General features: G+C 56.0%; 17 protein-coding genes. 4 read left to right on the top strand and 13 right to left on the bottom strand.

The window, feature by feature from the left end:
- Positions 1-3 precede the first annotated feature (3 nt).
- On the top strand, positions 4-1,176 hold the full coding sequence (gene lpxB / locus FIV05_RS19575) for a lipid-A-disaccharide synthase (protein ID WP_286202209.1): 1,173 nt from the start codon (positions 4-6) through the stop codon (positions 1,174-1,176).
- Here lpxB and FIV05_RS19580 read toward each other — a convergent pair.
- The 7 genes from FIV05_RS19580 to gltX all read right to left on the bottom strand — a co-directional run bounded on the left by FIV05_RS19580 (position 1,157) and on the right by gltX (position 9,462).
- Complete coding sequence (locus tag FIV05_RS19580) at positions 1,157-2,206, bottom strand: aminotransferase class I/II-fold pyridoxal phosphate-dependent enzyme (protein WP_152510677.1); 1,050 nt, start codon at positions 2,204-2,206, stop codon at positions 1,157-1,159. The two genes, lpxB and FIV05_RS19580, sit on opposite strands and share 20 nt — an antisense overlap.
- A complete protein-coding gene (locus FIV05_RS19585) occupies positions 2,181-2,513 on the bottom strand; it encodes a hypothetical protein (RefSeq protein WP_152510678.1) in 333 nt (110 codons plus the stop codon). Before FIV05_RS19585 ends, FIV05_RS19580 begins: the two co-directional genes overlap by 26 nt.
- Before the next feature lie 86 nt (positions 2,514-2,599).
- A complete protein-coding gene (locus FIV05_RS31635; RefSeq protein WP_173013890.1) occupies positions 2,600-2,761 on the bottom strand; it encodes a hypothetical protein in 162 nt (53 codons plus the stop codon).
- Between the two features lie 68 nt (positions 2,762-2,829).
- On the bottom strand, positions 2,830-3,246 hold the full coding sequence (locus FIV05_RS19590; RefSeq protein WP_152510679.1) for a hypothetical protein: 417 nt from the start codon (positions 3,244-3,246) through the stop codon (positions 2,830-2,832).
- Between the two features lie 400 nt (positions 3,247-3,646).
- Positions 3,647-6,073, bottom strand: a complete 2,427-nt coding sequence (locus FIV05_RS19595; protein ID WP_173013891.1) for a methyl-accepting chemotaxis protein — start codon at positions 6,071-6,073, stop codon at positions 3,647-3,649.
- A 435-nt stretch (positions 6,074-6,508) separates the two neighbouring features.
- On the bottom strand, positions 6,509-7,801 hold the full coding sequence (gltA, locus tag FIV05_RS19600) for a citrate synthase (RefSeq protein WP_022998477.1): 1,293 nt from the start codon (positions 7,799-7,801) through the stop codon (positions 6,509-6,511).
- 236 nt (positions 7,802-8,037) lie between these two features.
- On the bottom strand, positions 8,038-9,462 hold the full coding sequence (gene gltX, locus FIV05_RS19605) for a glutamate--tRNA ligase (RefSeq protein WP_152510680.1): 1,425 nt from the start codon (positions 9,460-9,462) through the stop codon (positions 8,038-8,040).
- Positions 9,463-9,842: 380 nt separating this feature from the next.
- Here gltX and FIV05_RS19610 point away from each other — a divergent pair, with 380 nt between their 5' ends.
- On the top strand, positions 9,843-12,002 hold the full coding sequence (locus FIV05_RS19610) for a ComEC/Rec2 family competence protein (protein WP_173013892.1): 2,160 nt from the start codon (positions 9,843-9,845) through the stop codon (positions 12,000-12,002).
- A gap of 4 nt (positions 12,003-12,006) precedes the next feature.
- Here the strand turns inward: FIV05_RS19610 and lexA are convergent, their stop codons facing one another.
- The 3 genes from lexA to FIV05_RS19625 form a co-directional block, all read right to left on the bottom strand.
- Positions 12,007-12,717, bottom strand: a complete 711-nt coding sequence (lexA, locus tag FIV05_RS19615) for a transcriptional repressor LexA (RefSeq protein WP_022998485.1) — start codon at positions 12,715-12,717, stop codon at positions 12,007-12,009.
- Between the two features lie 121 nt (positions 12,718-12,838).
- Positions 12,839-13,642: a hypothetical protein gene (locus FIV05_RS19620; protein ID WP_209009716.1), complete on the bottom strand. Its 804-nt coding sequence runs from the start codon at positions 13,640-13,642 to the stop codon at positions 12,839-12,841.
- Between the two features lie 92 nt (positions 13,643-13,734).
- Entirely contained in the window at positions 13,735-15,315 is a 1,581-nt protein-coding gene (locus tag FIV05_RS19625) for an acyl-CoA synthetase (protein WP_152510682.1), read from the bottom strand.
- Between the two features lie 153 nt (positions 15,316-15,468).
- Between FIV05_RS19625 and FIV05_RS19630 the strand changes: the two genes are divergently transcribed.
- Both FIV05_RS19630 and fumC read left to right on the top strand, forming a co-directional pair.
- Complete coding sequence (locus FIV05_RS19630) at positions 15,469-16,278, top strand: alpha/beta hydrolase (protein ID WP_152510683.1); 810 nt, start codon at positions 15,469-15,471, stop codon at positions 16,276-16,278.
- 21 nt (positions 16,279-16,299) lie between these two features.
- Positions 16,300-17,685 carry a class II fumarate hydratase gene (gene fumC, locus FIV05_RS19635; RefSeq protein WP_152510684.1) on the top strand — a complete coding sequence of 462 codons (1,386 nt, stop codon included), beginning with the start codon at positions 16,300-16,302 and terminating at the stop codon, positions 17,683-17,685.
- Positions 17,686-17,744: 59 nt separating this feature from the next.
- On the opposite strand, the gene FIV05_RS19640 is transcribed toward fumC, so the two are convergent.
- From FIV05_RS19640 to FIV05_RS32065, 3 genes are all read right to left on the bottom strand, one after another.
- A complete protein-coding gene (locus FIV05_RS19640) occupies positions 17,745-18,896 on the bottom strand; it encodes a fumarylacetoacetate hydrolase family protein (RefSeq protein WP_152510685.1) in 1,152 nt (383 codons plus the stop codon).
- A 196-nt stretch (positions 18,897-19,092) separates the two neighbouring features.
- Complete coding sequence (locus FIV05_RS19645) at positions 19,093-19,851, bottom strand: FCD domain-containing protein (protein WP_152510686.1); 759 nt, start codon at positions 19,849-19,851, stop codon at positions 19,093-19,095.
- 243 nt (positions 19,852-20,094) lie between these two features.
- Positions 20,095-20,295, bottom strand: a complete 201-nt coding sequence (locus FIV05_RS32065) for a hypothetical protein (protein ID WP_324252086.1) — start codon at positions 20,293-20,295, stop codon at positions 20,095-20,097.
- Positions 20,296-20,423: the final 128 nt, after the last annotated feature.

Below are 20,423 nucleotides of genomic sequence, written 5' to 3' on the forward strand. Positions count from 1 at the left end.
AAAATGCCCACGATTTGCCTGGTTGCAGGCGAAGAATCTGGTGACCAGCTCGGGTCGGAATTGATGAAAGCGCTCAACGAACGGTTGGGCGTAGGTGTCCGTTACTGCGGTGTCGGCGGCGAACGGATGATGTCTCTGGGCCTCAAAAGCTTCTTTGACATGTCTGATGTTTCCGTCATGGGATTGACGGCAGTACTCGCCAGATTGCCGTTGATCATCAAGCGGGTCTACCAGACCGTGGATGCCGTGGTTGCGGCCAATCCGGATATTCTGGTTATCGTCGACAGTCCGGACTTCACGCATAACGTTGCCAAGCGCGTGCGCAAGCGCGCGCCTCATATACCCATCGTTGGTTATGTTTCGCCTTCTGTCTGGGCTTGGCGTCCAGGCCGGGCCCGCAAGATGAGCGTCTACGTCGACGACCTTCTGGCCTTGTTGCCGTTTGAACCTGATGTGCACCGCAAGCTCGGTGGCCCGCGCACCCATTACGTCGGCCATCCCTTGAGTGAAATCGCTTCCGAACTGCGTCCTTCAACTGGCGAAAGAGCGCCTGTAGAGGCAGAGGAGAAGATCCTGCTTGTGCTTCCGGGGAGCCGGCGAAGTGAAATCGACAGGTTGCTAGGCGACTTCGCCAAGACCGTTGCGATCGTCAAAGAAAAGTTGCCCGGGCTCAAGGTTATTCTGCCGGCAGTCGCGCACCTTGAAGACAAGATCCGGCAGGATACGGCCCATTGGCCTGTTCCGGTCGAGATTGTGACCGGCCTGGACGCCAAGCGGGCGGCCTTCAGAAAGGCGCACGCAGCCTTGGCCGCGTCAGGCACTGTTTCACTTGAGTTGGCTCTATCAGGCGTTCCGATGGTCGTTGCCTACAAGGTCGACTGGTTTTTCAGACGGATGAAGGAACTCAACCGGGTCTTCAAATTCTCGAGCGTTGATTCCTTTGTCCTGCCAAACATCATCCTGGGAACAAAAGCCATTCCGGAGTTCCTTGATGAGGAAGTCCAGCCAAAGGTGCTGGCGAACCATCTCGTTGAGCTTCTGAACAGCGGTCCTGAACGCCAGCAACAGATCGAGCATCTGCAAAAGCTTGATGATGTTATGCGATTGCCGGACGGGCATAGCCAGCGCGGGGCTGCAGCCGATGTCGTGCTTGCTGCTATGAAGACAGGATCCTGACGATGTCGTCGCCTCGCTCAAAAGCGGCGGGGAACAGTTTCACCACGTCTTCATAGCCGGGCAGCGGTTCATAGGCGAGGGCGGGTATTCCACTGTCATTCATCGTGCGGACGATTTCGCTGCAATCGCTGCGTCCGGTGCGTATCAGAAGAAAGTCGCAACTACCAGAAACCGGATGGCATCGCGTCTCCTGCGCGATCCTGCGTCCGGTGTCGTCGCGCATGCCCGCGAGACGGGATGCCATGCGCCGGAGCTCATCGTATTTGCCGAACAAGCGTATCGCCATGGCAGCTTGAATGGCACTTATCATACTGCTCACGCGTGACTGGAGGAACTCCACGGCAGTCGTCTCGCTACAAAGCATATAACCAAGCCCAAGACCCGCAAGACCGCTCTTTGAGGTGCCGCGCAAAAGAACCAGGTTGGGATGCTTCTTCAAAAAGGCGAGGCGGTGTTCTGGGTCTTCTGAGAAAAGCACGTAAGCCTCGTCCAGGAGCACCAGTCCTTCTCTGGCACTCACCAGGTCCGCCAGTTCGCAAGGTGAAAGATCCTGCGTGGTCGGATTGTTCGGTGCACTTAGCAGGACAGTGTGATGCGAAGGAGATTTCCTGACCAACTCGTCCAGTGTCGGGAACTTCTCCTGTGCGATACCGAGTTTCATCAAGGTCTTGTCGAACAGGAAGAAATCCTTGTTCAAGGTCGCCACTGGATGGTTCTCGGATCGGGTGATCAGAACCTGCTCCAGGAGCTGGATAATACTGTGGCCGAAGACAGCCGAGACACCTTCCGAAAGTTCCAAAGCAGTGCGCGCTGCTCTCTCAGCTTTTTCCTGAAGGTCCGTTTCTAACCCGGCCAGTACGCCTGCGCTGGCAGCTTCGCCAATGTGGGCCGTTATTGCATGAATGTCAGCTTCGAAGGTTTTGGGCCACCTGAAAAGGTCTTGGCGCTCCTTCAGAAGATGATCCAGCCTGAAGGGAGCAGCAGTTCTCGGGTGTTTGAGACGGTTACTGGCCGGGCAAAACTGGTTCATGGTGCAGATATTGTCCGAAGACCGCTTCGCAGTCCTTGAAGTATTCTCGCGTGAAGAGGATGTGGGTGTGCCAGAAGATATCGACGACGTGGGTTGGCTGCAGGTGCACACTCATGTTGGCGCCATTTTGCATCTGGTCTCTGGCAGATTTGAGGAACGACCTGTAGGCCTCTTCAACCTTGCGGGCCGAGGAGACAGGCCAGTTGTATCCGCCGGCGGTATCCGAGGCGGTCAACTTGGTGATGATGCATTCCAGATCAAGCTCATCGACAGTATCGAAGGGCAAGGCAAATTCAGCTGTCGGCATCGCATTCCCTTTCTCCGTGATGCCCGATTCCCGGGGCAACGTAGGCTCACCTTTTGGTCCGGGAAACGGGTAAAATGTTGGAAGGGTTACTTCTTTTCTGACGTTTTACGGTCGACCGTTTCACCCTCGGCAGAGGGATCAATGTGTACAACGCAATGACCGCCGTAGCAGAGAGCCTTGCTGTCGGCCTGGTTGATGTCGTGCGGAAAACGATTTGCTTGCTGGTAGAGTTTCAAGAGATTTTTCATGTGATTTTCTCCCAATTCGATGAAAGCGGGAACAAAAAGGAAATTATGGAAGTTGCGGCTTCGCCGGTTCAGGACGCTGACATATCAACGTGGCCGCGGCAGGTGCCATCCGAGAAAGTTCCACGGAACACCGGTTCGCCGACCAGACCGGTCGCCCACAGTTCAGCTGAAACAGGGTCCGTTTCACCATCAAAGGACATCAGGTAGGTATTGTGAAACGAAACGACTCCCATGTTCTGAGAAACATCGTTGCTGACTACTTTGAACGAGTGTCCGTTGTCCGTCACCCGGTGCTCAGCACCTTTGTCAGATGCGCTTGTCTTGTAACCGGATCCATACCTTTTGGTGCACACCGACATGTCACCGTCAGCTTCGACAGTTGTTATCTTGTCAAAAGAAAGATTTATGTCGGCTGCGATTGCTGGCAACCCGAAGAGGCTAATTGTTGCCGCAACTGTAAGTGATTTAATACTACAAGCAGTCATTATTTTCTCCCTTCATTTCAAAGAAACGAAATGACTTAGGGAGCGTAGCAGCAAATTTTTTAAGTGATAATCGAATAAAAGTAATGAAATTACCAAAAATAACTTTAGGTGAATTTCAGCTTAATCGATAGTATTTTAACGAATATTGATTGGAATATTGTGAATATTCTTATCTTCTTCAAGTGATTGTTTTTACGCGAGAAACACTCAGCTTTCGCTGAAATGGCAACTCTGTCGCGACGACATTTTCATGCTGAAAATTAAGACATGAAGCAGTCGCGCCCCTGAATGGGGCAAACTTTTGGAAGCTCCGATGAACCGGTGCAGGCCAGACAAACAAAAAAACCGGGTGCAGTACGCCCCCGGTTTTTCCAAGTTTCGTGGGATCAGGTTGCTTTGCTCAGGCGTTCGCCACGTTGTCCAGGAAATGTCCAACTTCATTCTTCAGAATATCGGTTTTCTGAGACAATTCGCTTGAAGCGCCGAGAACCAGATTGGCGTTCTGACTGGTCTGGGCGACTGCCTGCGATAGATCCGACATGTTGGTCTTTACGGAACCAGTGCCCTCGGCGGCCCGCTGAACGTTGACCGAGATTTCGCTCGTTGCAGCACCTTGCTGTTCGACTGCCGCTGCAATGGTTGAGGTGTATTCGTTGACCTCTTCCATAGTCTGTGTGATCGCCTCGATTGCGACAACGGCGTCCTTGGTTGCGTTCTGGATTTCGGATATCTGCGAGCTGATTTCCTCAGTGGCCTTGGACGTCTGGGTTGCCAGTTCCTTCACTTCGGCGGCAACGACTGCAAAACCCTTGCCGGCCTCGCCGGCGCGTGCAGCTTCGATCGTTGCATTGAGGGCCAGGAGATTGGTCTGCTCTGCAATCGCCTGGATCAGGTTGACGACTTCGCCGATCTTGGTGGCTGCAGTTGAAAGGCTTTGAACCTTTTCGTTGGTAACCTGGGTGCCTTCGGTTGCCCGGTCGACAACCTGCGTGGTCTGGTTCACCTGACGGGAGATTTCCTGAATAGAAGCGGCAAGCTCTTCTGCAGCGCTCGCAACCGTCTGAACGTTCTGTGTCGCTTCGTCGGTGACGCCATAGGTGCTATCGGCAAGGCTGGAGTTCTGGCTGGCGATAGCGCTGAGATCCTGAGCGGTGCCATCAAGTGTCTGAGCCGTCTCTGCAACGGAGCCCAGGACTTCTGTCGCTTTCTCACGGAAACCGGAAATCAGCGCCTCAATGCGGGCTTGCCGCTCTGCACGCAGGTGCTGGTCTTGCTCTGTTTCCGACTGCAGGCGCAGTCTTTCAACGGCGTTGTCGCGGAAGACCTGCATGGTTCGGCTCATGTCGCCAATCTCGTCACCACGCCCGGTACCGTCGATCTCGACATCCGTGTCACCTTCCGCCAAGCGGGACATGGTTTCGGTCGTCCGGCGAAGAGGGCGTGTCACCGCGAAGTTGAGTGCGATAGCCATTCCAACGCCGGCCAGGATGGCTGTCAGAAGGGCGAGGCTGATAACGCCAAGTGCGCTGGTGCTGGAGGCCTGTGCAGCAGCGCTCTGATTGGTGGAGATGGTGGTGATTTGCGTCTGCACTGTCTGAGACAGATCCGTCATGGTATCGATCTGTCCGGCGAGCTGGAGCTGGTTTGAAGCCAGTTCGGAAAAACTCGCAGCGAAGCTGTCGATAGAGCTCTTCACCGCCGGAACGATGTCGGAGATCGCCGGGAAGTCCTTGGCGCTCGATTCGAGTCGGGACGCCAGTTTGTCGAGGCCCTCGAGACCGGTCGTCACGGCCTGCTGAGACGTGTCGCTCGGCGACAGCATGAAGTAGAACGCGGCGGCCTTTACCGCGTTTGCGTCTGCCTCGATCTGCATAACCGTGTCCGCGACGCTGTCGACGACATAGAAGCGCTGGTTGATCTGGTCGGCCTGTGCATAGACATTGTCGATGGCCACATTTGCCTGTGAACGGATTTCCTTCACATCGGAAACAAGCTGCTCGAACCCTGCCTTGGCGGCATCTGTCAGGTCGAAGATCGCGATGTAGTCCTTCGTCTCGGTCAGTTTGCCGAGTGTCTGCTCCAGTTCGGCTGTTTTGGCGGCAAGCTGCTGAAACTTGCCCGGGTCGACGCCGTCAAAACTGTTTGCGGCCATCTGCTTGGCAGAAGGCACAAGCAGGGCAACCCGGTCCTTGATGTCTGAAAGCTGCTTGGCGTTGTTGGCTGCGGCGTTGAAAAGATTTTGAAGGGTAAGTGCCTCTTCCTGAAAGCCGGCAGCAGCCTGGCCGACCTTGTTGGCGAGCACCAGCGTCTTGCGTGCGTTTGTCTCGTCCTGGCTGACGCCGTCTCGCGCCATCAGGGCCTTGCCGAGGATCTCCGAAGAGATCTTCTCAAGATTTTGCACAGCGCCATCAAGTTGCTGTTGCTTTGCGGTCTGTGTCTGCGTCAGGCCGACGACCTCTTCGAAAGCCTCACGGAATTGCTTTACAGCAGTAGCTGCTTCAGCGACGGGAACCTGAGCTTCGGGATCAGCCTTCAGCTGGTTCTGGAGCGTTTCAAGTTCGGCGCTCAACACACCGATGTCGGAGATCGTTGCCTCAGCTGTCTGAAGGTCCTGTGAGGACAGGAAGCTTTCCTTCTTGCTTGCGAGGTTCTGCAACTGCGCAATGGCGGAAGTTGATTGTTTGGCAACCTCCATGCGCTCCGAGAGGGTCAAGACGCTGTATGCGCCAACACCACCTACGATGCCTGTAAGGGCAACAACGGCAGCAAAACTACCGCCGACTTTTACCCCAAACTTCAAGTCAGAAGCGAACTTCAGGAAACTCATGTTAACCCCTCGAAACCCCGGCGTGTTCAATGCGCGCTATTTGTTTGAAAGGGTAAGCAAAGATTCCTTATTATTCGTGAAAATTTTCAATAATGGGAATTTATGATATAATTATAACGATCAATTCTTTATATCCGTAGTAATTTTGCAAATTAGAAGAATCCTATTTCGATTTTTGAACGCGTTATTTTTGTTTTTTATTTCTTTTTATTTTCTTGGTAAATATTCGATCATTTCTATTCTTTTTAGAAATTATGGGTGAAATCTTTTTTTCTCTCCTGGATTGAGCTGAAATAATATTTCTTGGATTTGTTTTGTTTCCGCTGGGTAACAAAATGAAGAAGACGCCCGGCAATAAAGTCGAGCGTCTTCCGTTTTGATATGCATACAGCTGAAATGCTGCTGCAAATTCCAGACGCTTGTCTGTGTGCTGTCTTAACGGCGCTGGTCGATCGGCGTGTAGTCGCGCAGTTTCTCACCAGTGTAGAGCTGGCGCGGACGGCCGATGCGCTGGGACGGATCTTCCACCATTTCCTTCCACTGGGCGATCCAGCCTACGGTACGGGCCAGAGCGAACAGAACGGTAAACATCGTGGTCGGGAAGCCAAGCGCGCGCAGCGTGATGCCGGAATAGAAGTCGATATTCGGGTACAGCTTCTTCTCGACGAAATATTCGTCGTTGAGCGCGATTTTTTCGAGCTCCATTGCCACGTCCAGCAGCGGATCGTCCTTGATGCCAAGCTCGCCGAGAACTTCGTGCGTGGTCTTCTGCATGATGCGCGCACGCGGGTCGTAGTTCTTGTAGACGCGGTGACCAAAGCCCATCAGACGGAATGGATCGTTCTTGTCCTTGGCGCGAGCGACATATTCCGGAATGCGGTCCACGGAGCCGATTTCCGACAGCATGTTGAGCGCTGCTTCGTTGGCGCCGCCGTGTGCCGGCCCCCAGAGGCAAGCGATACCGGCTGCGATACAGGCAAACGGATTTGCACCCGAAGAACCTGCCAGACGAACCGTAGAGGTCGATGCATTCTGCTCATGGTCGGCGTGAAGAATGAAGATGCGATCCATGGCGCGGGCCAGAACCGGGTTCACCTTGTATTCCTCGCAAGGGACCGCAAAGCACATGTGCAGGAAGTTTGCCGCATAGCTCAGGTCGTTGCGCGGATAAACGAATGGCTGACCAACGTGGTACTTGTAAGCCATTGCGGCGATGGTCGGCATCTTCGCGATCATGCGCAGGGACGCAACCATGCGCTGGTGCGGATCGGTGATGTCGGTCGAGTCGTGATAGAAGGCGGACAGCGCCCCAACCGTGCCGACCATGACTGCCATCGGGTGGGCGTCGCGACGGAAGCCGGAGAAGAACCGGTTCATCTGTTCGTGGATCATCGTGTGGTAGGTCACACGATTGACGAAGTCGTCCTTCTGGGTCTTCGTCGGCAGTTCGCCGTAGAGCAGAAGATAGCAGGACTCCAGGAAGTCGCCGTGGTCTGCGAGCTGCTCGATCGGGTACCCGCGGTAGAGCAGGGTGCCTTCGTCACCATCAATATAGGTGATCTTGGACTCGCAGGAGGCGGTGGAGGTGAAGCCCGGGTCGTAGGTGAACATGCCCGTGTCCTTGTACAAGGACGAGATGTTCACAACCGACGGTCCGATGGATCCGTCAAGAACGTCGAATGCGTGGTCGTTACCACCGACATTGAGCTTGGCGTTGTTGTCGGCCATTCAGAAACCCCTTTACGTTAAACGGATGTGCTGTCCTGGTTTGACCCTTCTGGCGATGGGTCCCGTTTCCGGTTGCCGGACCAGCACTGGAGACTTTTTCGCGTCTTGCGTAGCCCATTTACTGCACTGCCGCAAGCTGGCCGATATAACGCTTTGGTCAAAGACGGATTTCGCCAACCAGAGCGACTGCCGGAAGCTTGGCTTTTGCCTAAAAATGCATCCGGCAGTGCTTTGTCTCAGGCTGCCTGATCCTGAATTCTGGCAAGGGATTCTTCCCGGCCAAGAGCGATAAGGACGTCATAAATGCCGGGCGACGTGCCTCGGCCCGTCAGCGCGGCCCGTAGCGGCTGCGCCACCTTGCCCAGTTTCAATTCCTTGTCTTCCGCGTAGGCCTTTACTGCAGTTTCCAGCGGGTCCGCGCTCCAGTCAGAAGCGCTGGAAAGAACTTCGTGAAGATCCTTCAGGATCGCCCGGGCGTCGTCGTCCAGGATCTTCTGGGCCTTTTCGTCGGTGTCGAGCGGGCGCTGACGCCACAGGTAGGAAGCGCTTTCCGTCAGTTCGACCAGGGTCTTGGCCCGTTCCTTCAGTCCGGGAAGTGCTGCAAGCGCGGTGTTCTCGTTGTCACCATCGGCAAGCCAGGCGAGAATCTGGTCGCCGCCTTCGGCATGTGCGAGATAGACCTTCCAATGGCCCAGCAATTCGCCGTCATCGGTCGCGCGCATGTAATGGCCATTGAGGTTCTCAAGTTTCTTGAAATCGAAACGCGCAGCCGACTGGCCGACAGCGTCGAAACCGAACCACTTGATCATGTCTTCGAGCGAAATGATTTCCTCGTCACCATGGCTCCAGCCGAGACGTGCCAGATAATTCCGCATGGCCTGCGGCAGATAGCCCATCTCGCGATAGGCTTCGGCGCCGGTCGCACCGTGACGTTTGGAAAGTTTTGCGCCGTCCGGCCCGTGAATGAGCGGAATATGCGCCATCGCCGGCACATCCCATCCCAGAGCCTTGAAGATGAGCGTCTGGCGGGCTGCATTCGTCAAGTGGTCGACGCCGCGGATGATGTGTGTGATGCCCATGTCGTGATCGTCCACCACAACGGCGTGCATGTAAGTCGGCGTCCCGTCGGAGCGCATCAGTACGAAGTCATCAAGGTCCTTGTTCGGGATCACGACACGACCCTGAACGAGATCGTCGACCACCGTCTCGCCTTCCTGAGGGGCCTTGATGCGGATGACCGGGTCAACTCCGGCCGGGGCTTCGGAGGCGTCTCGCTCGCGCCATGTTCCGTCATAGCGGGGCGGCTTGCCCTCGGCGCGGGCTTTCTCGCGCATGGCGTCGAGCTCTTCCGGGGTGCAATAGCAGCGATAGGCCGTGCCGTTGGCCAGCATTTCCTCGACCACTTCCTTGTGGCGCTCAACACGGGAGAACTGGGAGATCGGGTCTCCGTCCCAGTCGAGCCCAAGCCAGGACAGGCCGTCAATCAATGCGTCCACCGCTTCCTGCGTGGAGCGAGCCCGATCCGTATCTTCGATCCGCAGCAGCATCTTGCCGCCGTGATGACGTGCGAAGAGCCAGTTGAAGAGCGCGGTGCGGGCGCCGCCGATATGCAGGAACCCGGTCGGGGACGGGGCGAAGCGCGTGACGATGTTCTGTGCCATGGTGCTTTATGAAAGTCTCTGTCAGTATGACGGCGCGGAGCGCGCCGGATTGGTGGCGCGGTCTTAGCACAGGCTTTGGCGAGGCTAAATAGGGGCTCCGGCCATTTCTTGGACCAAAACGAGGAGCTGAAGTGACGTCACGGTCCGGTCCGCTCGATATTTCTGCCGGCCGGTCGAAAACGGCAACCCTTGATGTTGAGCGCGAGGATTTATCACCTGCCGTGCTCAAGCCTGAAATACGCGAGAAACGACGTTCAAGGCTAGCGGGCGCTGGTCACACTTATTCCGCTCACAATGCGTCAGCAGATCGTCTTTGGGATTCGCAAGGGCTGTTGTGGTGTGCCTTCGCGTTTGCCGCGGGAATTGGAGTTTACGTTTCGTTGCCCGAAGAACCTTCCTGGGTTCTGTTGGGATTTCTGGTCGTGCTGGTAAGCGCGGTTCTCTGGCGTGTGAAGCAGCGAGGCACGGTGGCGGTTTCCGTCGTTCTCCTCCTGGCATTCTTTGCCGGACTGGCAGCCTCCAGTCTTCGCACGGCATATGTTTCGGCGCCGCGCCTTGCCGAACAGATGAACACGGATCTTGTTGGTTACATAGAAGAGATTGACAGCGGGGCAGCCGGTCACCGGATCGTGCTGGCCGTATCCACGGTCAATGGGCGTCCTGTCGAGGAAGGCGAGTTCCCCGTTAAGGTGCGCTTGCGCGTTCCGGCAGGAAGCGACATTGAAGTGGGGCGCACCGTGAGCGTCAGTGCGCGGCTGTTTCCTCCTGCAGGTCCCGTCTTTCCAGGAGGATACGATTTTTCCTTCCGGGCCTTCTTTCAGCAGATTGGAGCGACGGGTTTCAGTTTCGGGTCCCCCGAGGTCATCGATACTGAGGACGTTGGAAATGAATTTCGCCCGGCCGTTGCCGTTTCCAAGCTTCGAATAGACCTCGCGGAGCGTATCAGGGGCAATCTTTCGGAAGGGCCGGAAACAGCACTGATCGTTGCTCTTCTGGTTGGAGACCGCAGCGGAATAACCGAAGAGCATGAAGAGATTTTGCGGGCCGCCGGACTGGCTCACATTCTTGCAATTTCCGGACTGCATATGGCGCTCTTTGCCGGCGGCGCCTATGGCGCGGTCTTACTGCTCTTTTCGTTGGTGCCTGTCCTGACGCTCAGGTGGCCGGTGCACAAATGGGCTGCACTTTCAGCTCTTGGTGCTGCAGTTATTTATCTGCTTCTGTCCGGTGGTGCAGTTGCGACGCAACGCTCGTTCCTGATGATTGCGATTGTCTTTGTCGGAATTCTGGTGGGGCGGCGCGGCCTGACCCTGCGAAGCGTGGCGTTGGCCGGCCTCGTGCTCTTGCTGATTGCTCCCGAGCGGTTGTTTTTTCCCGGCTTCCAGATGTCCTTCGCTGCCGTGATCTGCCTCGTCGCCGTTTATGACCTGTGGCGGCAGCGAGATCGTTCCCTGTCATCTGGTGAAAGAGTGTCCGGATGGGGCATGGCGACTTGTCTTTACCTAGGCAAGTGGGTTGCGGGGCTGTTCGTCACCGCATTGGTCGCAGGGCTGGCGACCGGCATCATAGGAGCTCATCACTTCAGCCGCATCGCGCCCTATGGCCTTGTCGGCAACTTGCTGGGAATGCCGGTGTTTTCACTTGTTGTGATGCCGATGGGAGTACTTGCATTCGTTCTGATGCCCTTCGGCCTTGCAGCTCTCCCTCTGGCTGTCATGTCTCTAGGCGTTTCACTTCTGTTGAAGGTTGCTTCCTTTACCGCAACCCTGGATGCCGGCAGCGGAACTTCCGGAAGGCTCGACGGGGCTGCTGCGTTGCTGTTGCTATCAGCATTATTTGCCGGATTGTTGGTGCCTGGCAGAAAGCGTGTGCTCGCCGGACTGCCTCTTGTCGCAGGAATATTGATTATACTCACCAGCCGGCCTCCGGATATCCAGATTGCCGCAAGCGGCTCTCGAATTGCTGCCCGCGATGAATCGGGAACTTTGCGCTACGCAGCAAGGGGGAGATCGTTTGCAAGTGATCTCTGGCTGCAGTCGGAAGGAGTGAGGAGTGATGCGATCTTGTCGCACAAGATGAAATCGCCTCAAAGAAATTGCGATGGGGACGGTTGTGTCATCAGGGCCTACGTCAATTCAGAGGACGCAGAACGATTGGACGGCAGGCGATCCTTTCTTGCAATCGCGCAGCCAAAGACATTTGAAGCGTTTCAGCTGGATTGCCGATATGCCGATTTGGTCGTGACCGATCTTGTCGCTCCGGAGAGCTGCGGTGTAGCCCTCGTCCTGGATCACGGAACGCGCACCGAACGTGGTGCCGCCTCCATCTGGCTATCGCCCGGTGATTTCAGCCAGGCCACAGATGCTACGAGCGGTGCCAGTGCACCGGGCCATCCGCCAAACGAAAATCTGAAAATCGAGAAACTGAAGTTTGCCATCCCTGATCCACCGCGCCCCTGGCATCAGCAGGGAACGGTAACAAGAGACAGCTTGCGCCAAGCCGAGCGCGCCTCGGTGGCCGAAGCGCGCGCAGAGGAGTGACTGGTCAATACTGACGAAACAGGGCAACGAGGCGGCCCTGAACACGAACGCGGCCGGGGCCGAAGATCCTGGTTTCATACGCCGGGTTGGCTGCTTCAAGAGCGATGGAAGCGCCTTTCTTGCGCAGCCGTTTCAAGGTGGCTTCTTCATCGTCCACAAGTGCGACAACGATGTCGCCACTGTCGGCGCTGTCGGTCCGGCGGATAAGAACGGTATCACCGTCCAGAATGCCGGCCTCAATCATGGAATCGCCACGAACCTCCAGCGCGTAGTGTTCGCCGCGACCAAGCAGGTCCTGCGGCACTGTGATGGAATGGCTGTGTGTTTGAATGGCCTCGATGGGGACGCCGGCTGCGATGCGGCCCATGACGGGGATTTCAGTAACACTGGACACCGGAACCGGTGCAGCTTTTTCCGGCTCCGGTTTGCCGAGTGAGCCTTCAATGACTTCAGGTGAGAAGCTGCCTCTTGGCCGTGGAGCGCCCAGGCCGGGTGCGATGGAGTCCGGAAGACGAACAACCTCCATGGCTCTGGCCCGGTTCGGCAGGCGTCGAATGAAGCCACGTTCTTCAAGCGCGGTGATCAGGCGGTGAATGCCGGACTTGGAGCGCAGGTCGAGCGCATCCTTCATTTCGTCGAAAGACGGCGGCACACCGGTTTCTTTCAGTCTTTCGTGAATGAACATGAGCAGTTCGTACTGCTTGCGCGTCAGCATGTAGGCGTCCCCTGACCGAGAAAACATCTGGTACAAATCAAGAACATGGTACCTGTTCTCATTGTGTTCTTCAAGGGTAAATGTTCTCTTACTGTTCTTGGCGTCGAACAACGTGCCGTATTCAATCCGTCTCCGATATCGGATTTAGGTCGTCCTTCGATCCGGTCATGATCAGCAGTTCACAGGTGATCAAAGTCGGCGCTCCACCAGAGGCAAGAATGCCCCGATGCAGTCCACCGTCGAGATCAACGGCGCGGATTGGGACGCAAAGCTCTTGATCCGGTTTCGCGCCAGCGTTTGCAGACAGGAGTATCTCCGAAATCAGACCTGTCATCGGCTGGGCATCGCGGAACGCTGCTCCGGCCAGACTGCCCAGTCCATAGACTTCGTAGGAGGGGGCTTTCAGCTCTTTTGCGAGTTCTTGGATGCTTTCCGTCAGGTCGGCAAACGGAGCGAGTGTGGTGATGAGCGCATTGTAGTCGGTTGTCCGTGACTGTTCGTCATCCTGTTGCACACGAAACAACGTAAATTCGGTTTCCGGATCCAGCGATGCCACGAACGCTGCGCCTTGCAGGCCGTACCCCTTGATGGCCCCCTGATGCGCAACCTTCAGCGTATGCGGCAGTAAGTGGCCAAGGTGCTCGACTTCTTCCTCGTGCCAATAAGCGTGTACATGAGCGAACCATTCACCATCTCGCATCCCGAGAATGGCAACTGCGGACTCCAGTGTTGCGCCTTTCGAGGAGTGCGTGTCGCTGTACCAGGCTGCATGTCGGTCATCGATTGCACAGGCAGGCATTACGAAGTCGAACGCTTCGAGCATAAGCCCGGAAAGATCGAGAACGGCGGAGCTCAGTCCCTGGTGCGTGGCGAAACGGCCCAGCGCCTCCAGCAAGGGAGTTTGCTCTGCCAGGGAGATTTCCAAAGGATTCGCCTGACATCTGGCAAGGGGGAGCCGATTGATGGCAGAAGGGCCGGGATGACGAATGTCGGACAGAGACCTGGGGGCGGGCCGTCTCACAACAGGCCTTTCTCGGTCAAATGCTCCCGCACCAGTTTCTTGGTGATCTTGCCATAGGCGCTTGTCGGCATTGCGGGAATGAAGAGATAACGTGCAGGCATCTTGTAGCGGGCGATCTTGCCATTCAGATAGTCGCTGAGTTCCTGTGGGTCGGGTGACTTGTCTGGGGCAGGGACACAAACGGCAAGGCCGACTTCACCCCATTGCCGGTCCGGAATGCCGAGAATTGCGACCTCGGAAATATCCGGATGTGTAAGCAGCACTTCCTCGACTTCCTTCGGGTAGACGTTGGAGCCGCCAGAAATGTACATGTCCGAAGCTCGGCCTGTCAGGAAGAGGTACCGCTGTTCATCCATGTGACCGATGTCTCCGGTGCGGAACCAGCCGTTCCGGAAAGACTTCTGGTTGGCGTCTTCGTCTTCCAGATAGCCGGCACAGACTGCCGAACCGATGACGCAGACTTCACCCGTTTCATTGGGGGGCAGATGATTGCCATCCTCGTCCTGAATCGAAACCTCTATACCAGTGCGCTCCGTACCGCATGTGCCGCTGCGTGTCTCAGGTCCATCCTCCAGAAAATGATCCTGTGGCCGTAGCACGGTGATGTTTCCGGTGACCTCGCCAAGTCCGTAGTATTGCACCAGAACGTGCCCCAATTTCTGGAGAGCCAGCTTCTGGTCCTCCCTGTACATGGGAGCCCCCGCATAAATGACATGACGAAGGCTCGAGTGATCGTGCTGATCGACAGCAGGGTCTTCCACCAGGCGTTTGACGATTGTGGGAACAGTGAAGAGATTGCTGACCTTGTGTTTTTCGATCAACTCGAATGCAGTCGAGGGATTGAAGCCGCCTCCGGGCAAAAGAACATGAGTGGAACCAACTGATAGCTGGGCAATCAGTTGCAACCCTGCGCCGTGCGACAATGGAGCTATGACCAGCGACGCATCGCGCTCCGTCGTCCCCGGCAACAGGTCTGCCATGTAGTTGACGCAAACGAATCCGATCTGCCCGTGACTGAGGACAACTGCCTTCGGGCGGCCAGTCGACCCTGAGGTGAAGAACAGCCAACAGGGATCGTTATAGTCCACTGCCTCGTTCGGCAGGACCTGTCCCTGGTAACGGGAGAGGAGATCCTCATAGCTTGTGCCAAAGTCGCTGGCTCCAATTGTAATGCATCCTGACAGCTGAACTCTGGCGTTTCGTATTGCTTCGGCCTGAGCACCAAAATCCGCGTCACACAGGAAAACCTTCGCCTTCGCTTTTTCCGCAGCATAGGCCGTTTCCCCCGGAGCCTGTCTGAAGTTGCAGGGAACCCAGATGGCTCCAAGACGAAATGCGGCCAACATGATCTCGATCATCTGGTGCGAGTTCTGGGCCTGGACCAGCAAGCCGTCGCCCTTGGAAACTCCGAATTCCGATTGGAGGCCCTTGGCAAGTGCGGAGACACGCGAATCGATTTGTGACCAGCTCAAGGTGACCCCATCCTGGACAACCGCGGGACCTGAGGGCCACCGGGCAGCGTTCCTGGACAGAAAATGCGCAAGATTTGCCACGCGATTGGAACAGCGCTCCACCATCTAAGTTTGCCTCCCGACTACTGGTTTTTTCAGACGTTAGGTTGATGGCTGTCCGTTTGACAAGTTGAGATTGGCATTCAGACCGTTCCGCTTTCTAGGTAAATCGTGCAAGGATGCCGCCAATTGGTTTCGACGTTTGCCTGAGGATTTCGAATGAGTGAGATGACGACTTTTGATTGGGACGATGCCTATTCAAATGCTGCCTATATTCCGGGCGCTGACGATTTCATCGTGCGCTGGGCGCAGGAAGCGGAGACCTTCCGGAAAAGCTGGGTCGAAAAGGATCTGGATGTCGTTTACGGCGAAGGAGATCGTCAGCGGTTCGATGTGTTTCGGCCGCAGAGGAAGTCCAAAGGGCTCGTCGTGTTCGTGCACGGGGGCTACTGGCTGAGATTCGATAAGAGTTCCTGGTCGCATTTTGCTAGCGGCTGCCTGGCAAGAGGTTGGACCGTATGCATGCCGTCGTACGATCTGGCTCCTGATGTGCGGATCGCAGATATTACGCGGCAAATCTCCGTTGCGATTACGAAGGCGGCTGCTCGCGTTGGTGGCCCGATCCGTCTTGCCGGGCATTCCGCCGGAGGGCATCTGGTCACACGCATGATTTGCGAAGACAGCCGGTTGCCGAAAGACGTTCTGGATCGAATCGAGCGTGTTGTTTCCATCAGCGGATTGCACGACCTTCGCCCGCTCAGAAACACGGTGATGAACAAGTCCTTCCAGATGAACGAAGACGATGCCATGGCCGAAAGTGCGGCATTGATGGTGCCCGCCGTCGACTGTCCGGTAGTCGCCTGGGTCGGCGGAGCGGAGCGCCCGGAGTTTCTAAGGCAATCGAAACTCCTTGCGGATGCCTGGCCAATGGCCACCTACAAGGAGGATCCGGGCCGCCATCATTTCGATGTCATAGACGGTTTGAAGGATCCCGATAGTGAACTGACGGAAACCTTGCTGGCCCCTTGAGCCACTCACGAGGAGGCGCATATGCGTACTGAAAGCGACAGCATCGGCGAAATAGACGTGCCGGAGGACAAATACTGGGGGGCACAGACACAGCGCTCCTTGAAGTATTTTTCCATCGGTAGCGACCTGATGCCGATAGAGCTTGTCCACGCTTATGGCATTTTGAAGAAGGCGGCGGCCCTTGCAAACGAAGAGCTGGGGTTGCTGGATGCAGATCTTGCGCGGTTGATTGTCCTGGCAGCCGACGAAGTTATTGATGGAAAACTTGACGACCATTTTCCGTTGCACGTCTGGATGACCGGCAGCGGAACACAAACCAACATGAACGTGAACGAAGTGATCTCCAATCGCGCCATTGCCCTTGCCGGTGGTGTGCTGGGGTCAAAGGATCCGGTTCATCCGAACGATCACGTGAACCTGTCCCAATCGTCCAATGACAGCTTTCCCGCAGCGATGCACATGGCCGCTGCACTCCAGGTGACACATCGCCTCTTGCCCGGCGTGCAGATGCTCCACAAGAGCCTGCAAGACAAGGCCGACGCCTGGGACGACATCATAAAGATCGGCAGAACGCATATGCAGGACGCCACGCCTTTGACGCTTGGTCAGGAGTTTTCCGGTTATGCGGAAATGCTGCGTCAGGACATTGAGCGCATCAGTTTTGCCCTTAAGGATGTCTATGGACTGGCGCTGGGCGGAACCGCAGTCGGGACGGGCATCAACGCTCATCCCCTTTTTGCGGAGTTGTCTGCCACCCGGATCGCGGAACTGACGGATTTGCCGTTCTATACGGCTCCGAACAAGTTTGCGGTTCAGGGGGCGCATGATGCTCTCGTCATGTTGAGCGGAGCCTTGAAGACGCTTTCAGTTTCCTTGTTCAAGATCGCAAACGACATCCGCCTCTTGTCCTGTGGACCTCGCTGCGGTTTCTTTGAGCTGAAAATTCCGGCAAACGAGCCCGGCTCTTCGATCATGCCAGGCAAGGTAAACCCGACGCAGTGCGAGGCACTGGCGATGGTTGCGGCACAGGTGATGGGCAATGACGTCGTCGTCGGGATAGGTGGCGCCAGTGGCTACCTGGAAATGAATGTCTACAAGCCGCTGATGATCAATGCGATCCTGCAGTCGGTAAAGATCATGGGCGACGGTTGCACCAACTTCTCCCTTTTCCTGGTGGAAGGCATGGAGCCGAACGAGAAGCGCATCAGGGAGTTTCTGGATCAATCCCTGATGCTGGTGACAGCGCTAAGTCCGGTGATCGGATATGACAAGGCCAGTCATGCCGCACACCATGCGTTCGAGCACGATCTGACCTTGAAGCAGGCGTGCCTTGACCTTGAATTCGTCAGTGCGGAGGAATTCGACCGGGTTGTTGTTCCGGCGAAGATGGTCCAGCCGTCGCTTTAGGTCGGCCGAATGCTTCCAGATGAGCGCTTTCGTGATGCGCTGGGCAATTCGGCGTACGACTACAAGAGACCCCTTTGTGCGAGATTGCGCATGAGGGAGCTTATGCCGAATGTCCATTCCGGACATTCGGTCGAAAGCCGGACCGTGTTGCTCAATCGACCAAGGCCCGGACTTTCGATTGTGACGACGTCGCCCAGTTTGTGAGTGAAACCTTCTCCGGCAACGTCCCGGTCCTGCGTCGGTGCGAAGAGGGTACCGAGAAACAGCATGATCCCGTCGGGATACTGATGGTGACGGCCCAGGGTTTGCCGGACCAGATCCACAGGGTCCCGACTGATTTCCTTCATCGAAGATCTTCCCTTCAGGATGAAGCCGTCCGTTCCCTCCACCGTCAGGTCCAACTCTGCCAATCGAACGTCATCCAGCGAATATCCCTGGTCGAATAGTCGGATCATCGGTCCGATAGCACAGGATGCATTGTTGTCCTTTGCCTTGGACAAGAGCAGAGCCGAACGGCCTTCGACATCACGCAGATTGACGTCGTTTCCAAGAGTCGCGCCAACAATCACCCCCTTTGAGGTGACTGTCAGAACCACTTCCGGCTCTGGGTTGTTCCAGCTGGACACCGGGTGCAGTCCGACGTCGGCTCCGGTGCCGACAGAGGAAAGAACCTGCGCCTTGGAAAAGACCTCGGCATCCGGGCCAATGCCGACTTCCAGGTATTGGCTCCAGAGGCCCTCGGAGATAAGCGCTTGTTTGACCTTGGCAGCTTCTTCGGATCCGGCTCGCAGGTTACGCAGGCTGTCGCCGATGGTTGCACCTACCCGTGCCCGGATGGCTTCGGCCTTTTGAGGATCTCCTGCCGCTTTCTCCTCGATCACGCGTTCGACCATGGAATTTGCGAAGGTCACACCACATGCCTTCACTGCCTGTAAATCGCTGGGAGCCAGAAAATGCAGGTTGGCGAGATCGCTGCAGGTACCAGCCGCGATTTCATCCAGAGTGCCAAGATCTTCTCCTTTAGCTGCGGCAACATAGGCAGCCGGTTCCGTTAGTTCGCAAATATCCCGAACGGTGGGGGCGGCTGCGGACGTGATGTCGAAAACGCGGTTTTCTCGCAGTGTGACGACGGCAGGACCCTTGACATCGGGTCGCCAGACACGGCCCAAAAAAGTGCCGGAGGACAATTCGGTTTCTGAATAGAATTTCATGGCGTTCCCGGATTGGCCGTTAGGCCATCATTGTTGGTTTTCCCTAGTCTGCTGGGAAAATTCTCAGTTGTCCAACAAATGTGAAAACGCAGGCGTCACTCCACGGGTGCTCTTGAGAGAGCGGGTATCCGGTTAAGAAATAACCGGTGTCTGTCTCTGTTTACCAGACAGACCAACAGGTGTGCCGCGAACCACGTCACTCGTGGATGGTCGAAGCGACCAGCTTGTCCGCCATGGCCTTGTTTTGCACCAGCATGTCTTTCATGCGTCCACGCGCCAGTTCTGCATCTCCGGAATCGATCGCTTCAGCAACGCCGACGTGATTGCGACGCGCAATCTTTTCTTCCGGAGGGGTTCGTTGTGAGGCGGCATAGGAAAAGAGCATGACCGCGTAAATCAGATTCTGGAGCTGGGAAAGCATCTGATTGCCACTGGCCTGCAGGATCGTGGCATGGAACATGTAGTCGGCTCCGATCATGCTTTCCTGACCATCCAGGGGATGGATGGCACGTGCGGCTGCAAGAATGGTGTCGCGTTGCTCCCGGCTTGCGTTGACGGCCGCCAGGGCGGCGGCCTCCGGCTCGAAAATCAGTCTGAGGTCGGTTGCTTCCGCATAGATTCTCGCAGTTTGCGGACTTCTTGGGTCATGCCAGCGAATGACGTCCGGATCGAGAAGGTTCCAGTCGTCAAAGGGGCAGACCCGAGACCCATATCTGCGTGCCGTTCGAACGAGTCCCTTGCCGCAAAGCACCTTGATGGCTTCTCGGACCACAGTTCGCGAAACACCGAGGCTGTCGACAAGTTCGTCCTCACGCGGAAGGATCGCGCCTGTCGGATATTCTCCCCGCGCAATCTTTCTACCGAGATGTTCGACCGTATCTTTGACTGCCCCCGTCGGCAGGGATGTAAGGACCTTGTCCGGAAGTTCGAAGAAATTACGCTTTTTATTATCCATTCAACAGACTCAGGCAGTCGGGTCTTTCCAATCGTACTTGATCGGCGAGACCGGCGTTGTGTCCTGCGCATGTTTTACAAGCGAATTTTATAAAATACTAGATTTAATGAGTTGCCACGACCTTTTGCAAAGCTAATACGTCGCTTCTGGAGTCTCTTTATGTCGCTGCTGTTTGAATTATTGACCATTCAGGCAAGGAAATGAATTTGCTGCTTTGAAATTTGTAGGACAATTACTCGAGACCTAGCCATCCAGAGCATAAAGCCTCTGTGCAAGTTTTCTGACGCCGGTGTTCTTGAAGTGTCGGATACTTGCAGGTGGAACTAAATAGACAACTCCGGCGGCCAGTCCATCGCGCCAGCGCAGCTGCACTTCGGCAACCGTTTTGGGGACGGCATCGAAGACGTAGAACTCTTCCGGCAGGTCGGTAACCTCGTTCAGCACTAGACGGACACCTCCATCGGAAATGTCCCTGATCGTGCAATCGCAAATAAATTCATTGTCCAGACTTGCAAGTTTCGCGGGGCGCAATCTTGTGCGTTGGCGCGGATGCAGGCGACGCTGAATTGCTG

Origin of the sequence: Labrenzia sp. THAF191a (assembly GCF_009363335.1) — a bacterium.
GTDB classification, from domain to species: domain Bacteria; phylum Pseudomonadota; class Alphaproteobacteria; order Rhizobiales; family Stappiaceae; genus Roseibium; species Roseibium algicola.

Coding starts and splice junctions, on each gene's coding strand:
- FIV05_RS19595 (WP_173013891.1), bottom strand. CDS start 6,073: ATGAGTTTCCTGAAGTTCGCTTCTGACTTGAAGTTTGGGGTAAAAGTC.
- lexA (WP_022998485.1), bottom strand. CDS start 12,717: ATGCTGACGCGCAAGCAGTACGAACTGCTCATGTTCATTCACGAAAGA.
- FIV05_RS19640 (WP_152510685.1), bottom strand. CDS start 18,896: ATGAAATTCTATTCAGAAACCGAATTGTCCTCCGGCACTTTTTTGGGC.
- FIV05_RS19585 (WP_152510678.1), bottom strand. CDS start 2,513: ATGCCGACAGCTGAATTTGCCTTGCCCTTCGATACTGTCGATGAGCTT.
- lpxB (WP_286202209.1), top strand. CDS start 4: ATGCCCACGATTTGCCTGGTTGCAGGCGAAGAATCTGGTGACCAGCTC.
- FIV05_RS19645 (WP_152510686.1), bottom strand. CDS start 19,851: ATGGATAATAAAAAGCGTAATTTCTTCGAACTTCCGGACAAGGTCCTT.
- FIV05_RS19630 (WP_152510683.1), top strand. CDS start 15,469: ATGAGTGAGATGACGACTTTTGATTGGGACGATGCCTATTCAAATGCT.
- FIV05_RS19625 (WP_152510682.1), bottom strand. CDS start 15,315: ATGGTGGAGCGCTGTTCCAATCGCGTGGCAAATCTTGCGCATTTTCTG.
- gltX (WP_152510680.1), bottom strand. CDS start 9,462: ATGGCACAGAACATCGTCACGCGCTTCGCCCCGTCCCCGACCGGGTTC.
- gltA (WP_022998477.1), bottom strand. CDS start 7,801: ATGGCCGACAACAACGCCAAGCTCAATGTCGGTGGTAACGACCACGCA.
- FIV05_RS31635 (WP_173013890.1), bottom strand. CDS start 2,761: ATGAAAAATCTCTTGAAACTCTACCAGCAAGCAAATCGTTTTCCGCAC.
- FIV05_RS19590 (WP_152510679.1), bottom strand. CDS start 3,246: ATGACTGCTTGTAGTATTAAATCACTTACAGTTGCGGCAACAATTAGC.
- fumC (WP_152510684.1), top strand. CDS start 16,300: ATGCGTACTGAAAGCGACAGCATCGGCGAAATAGACGTGCCGGAGGAC.
- FIV05_RS19580 (WP_152510677.1), bottom strand. CDS start 2,206: ATGAACCAGTTTTGCCCGGCCAGTAACCGTCTCAAACACCCGAGAACT.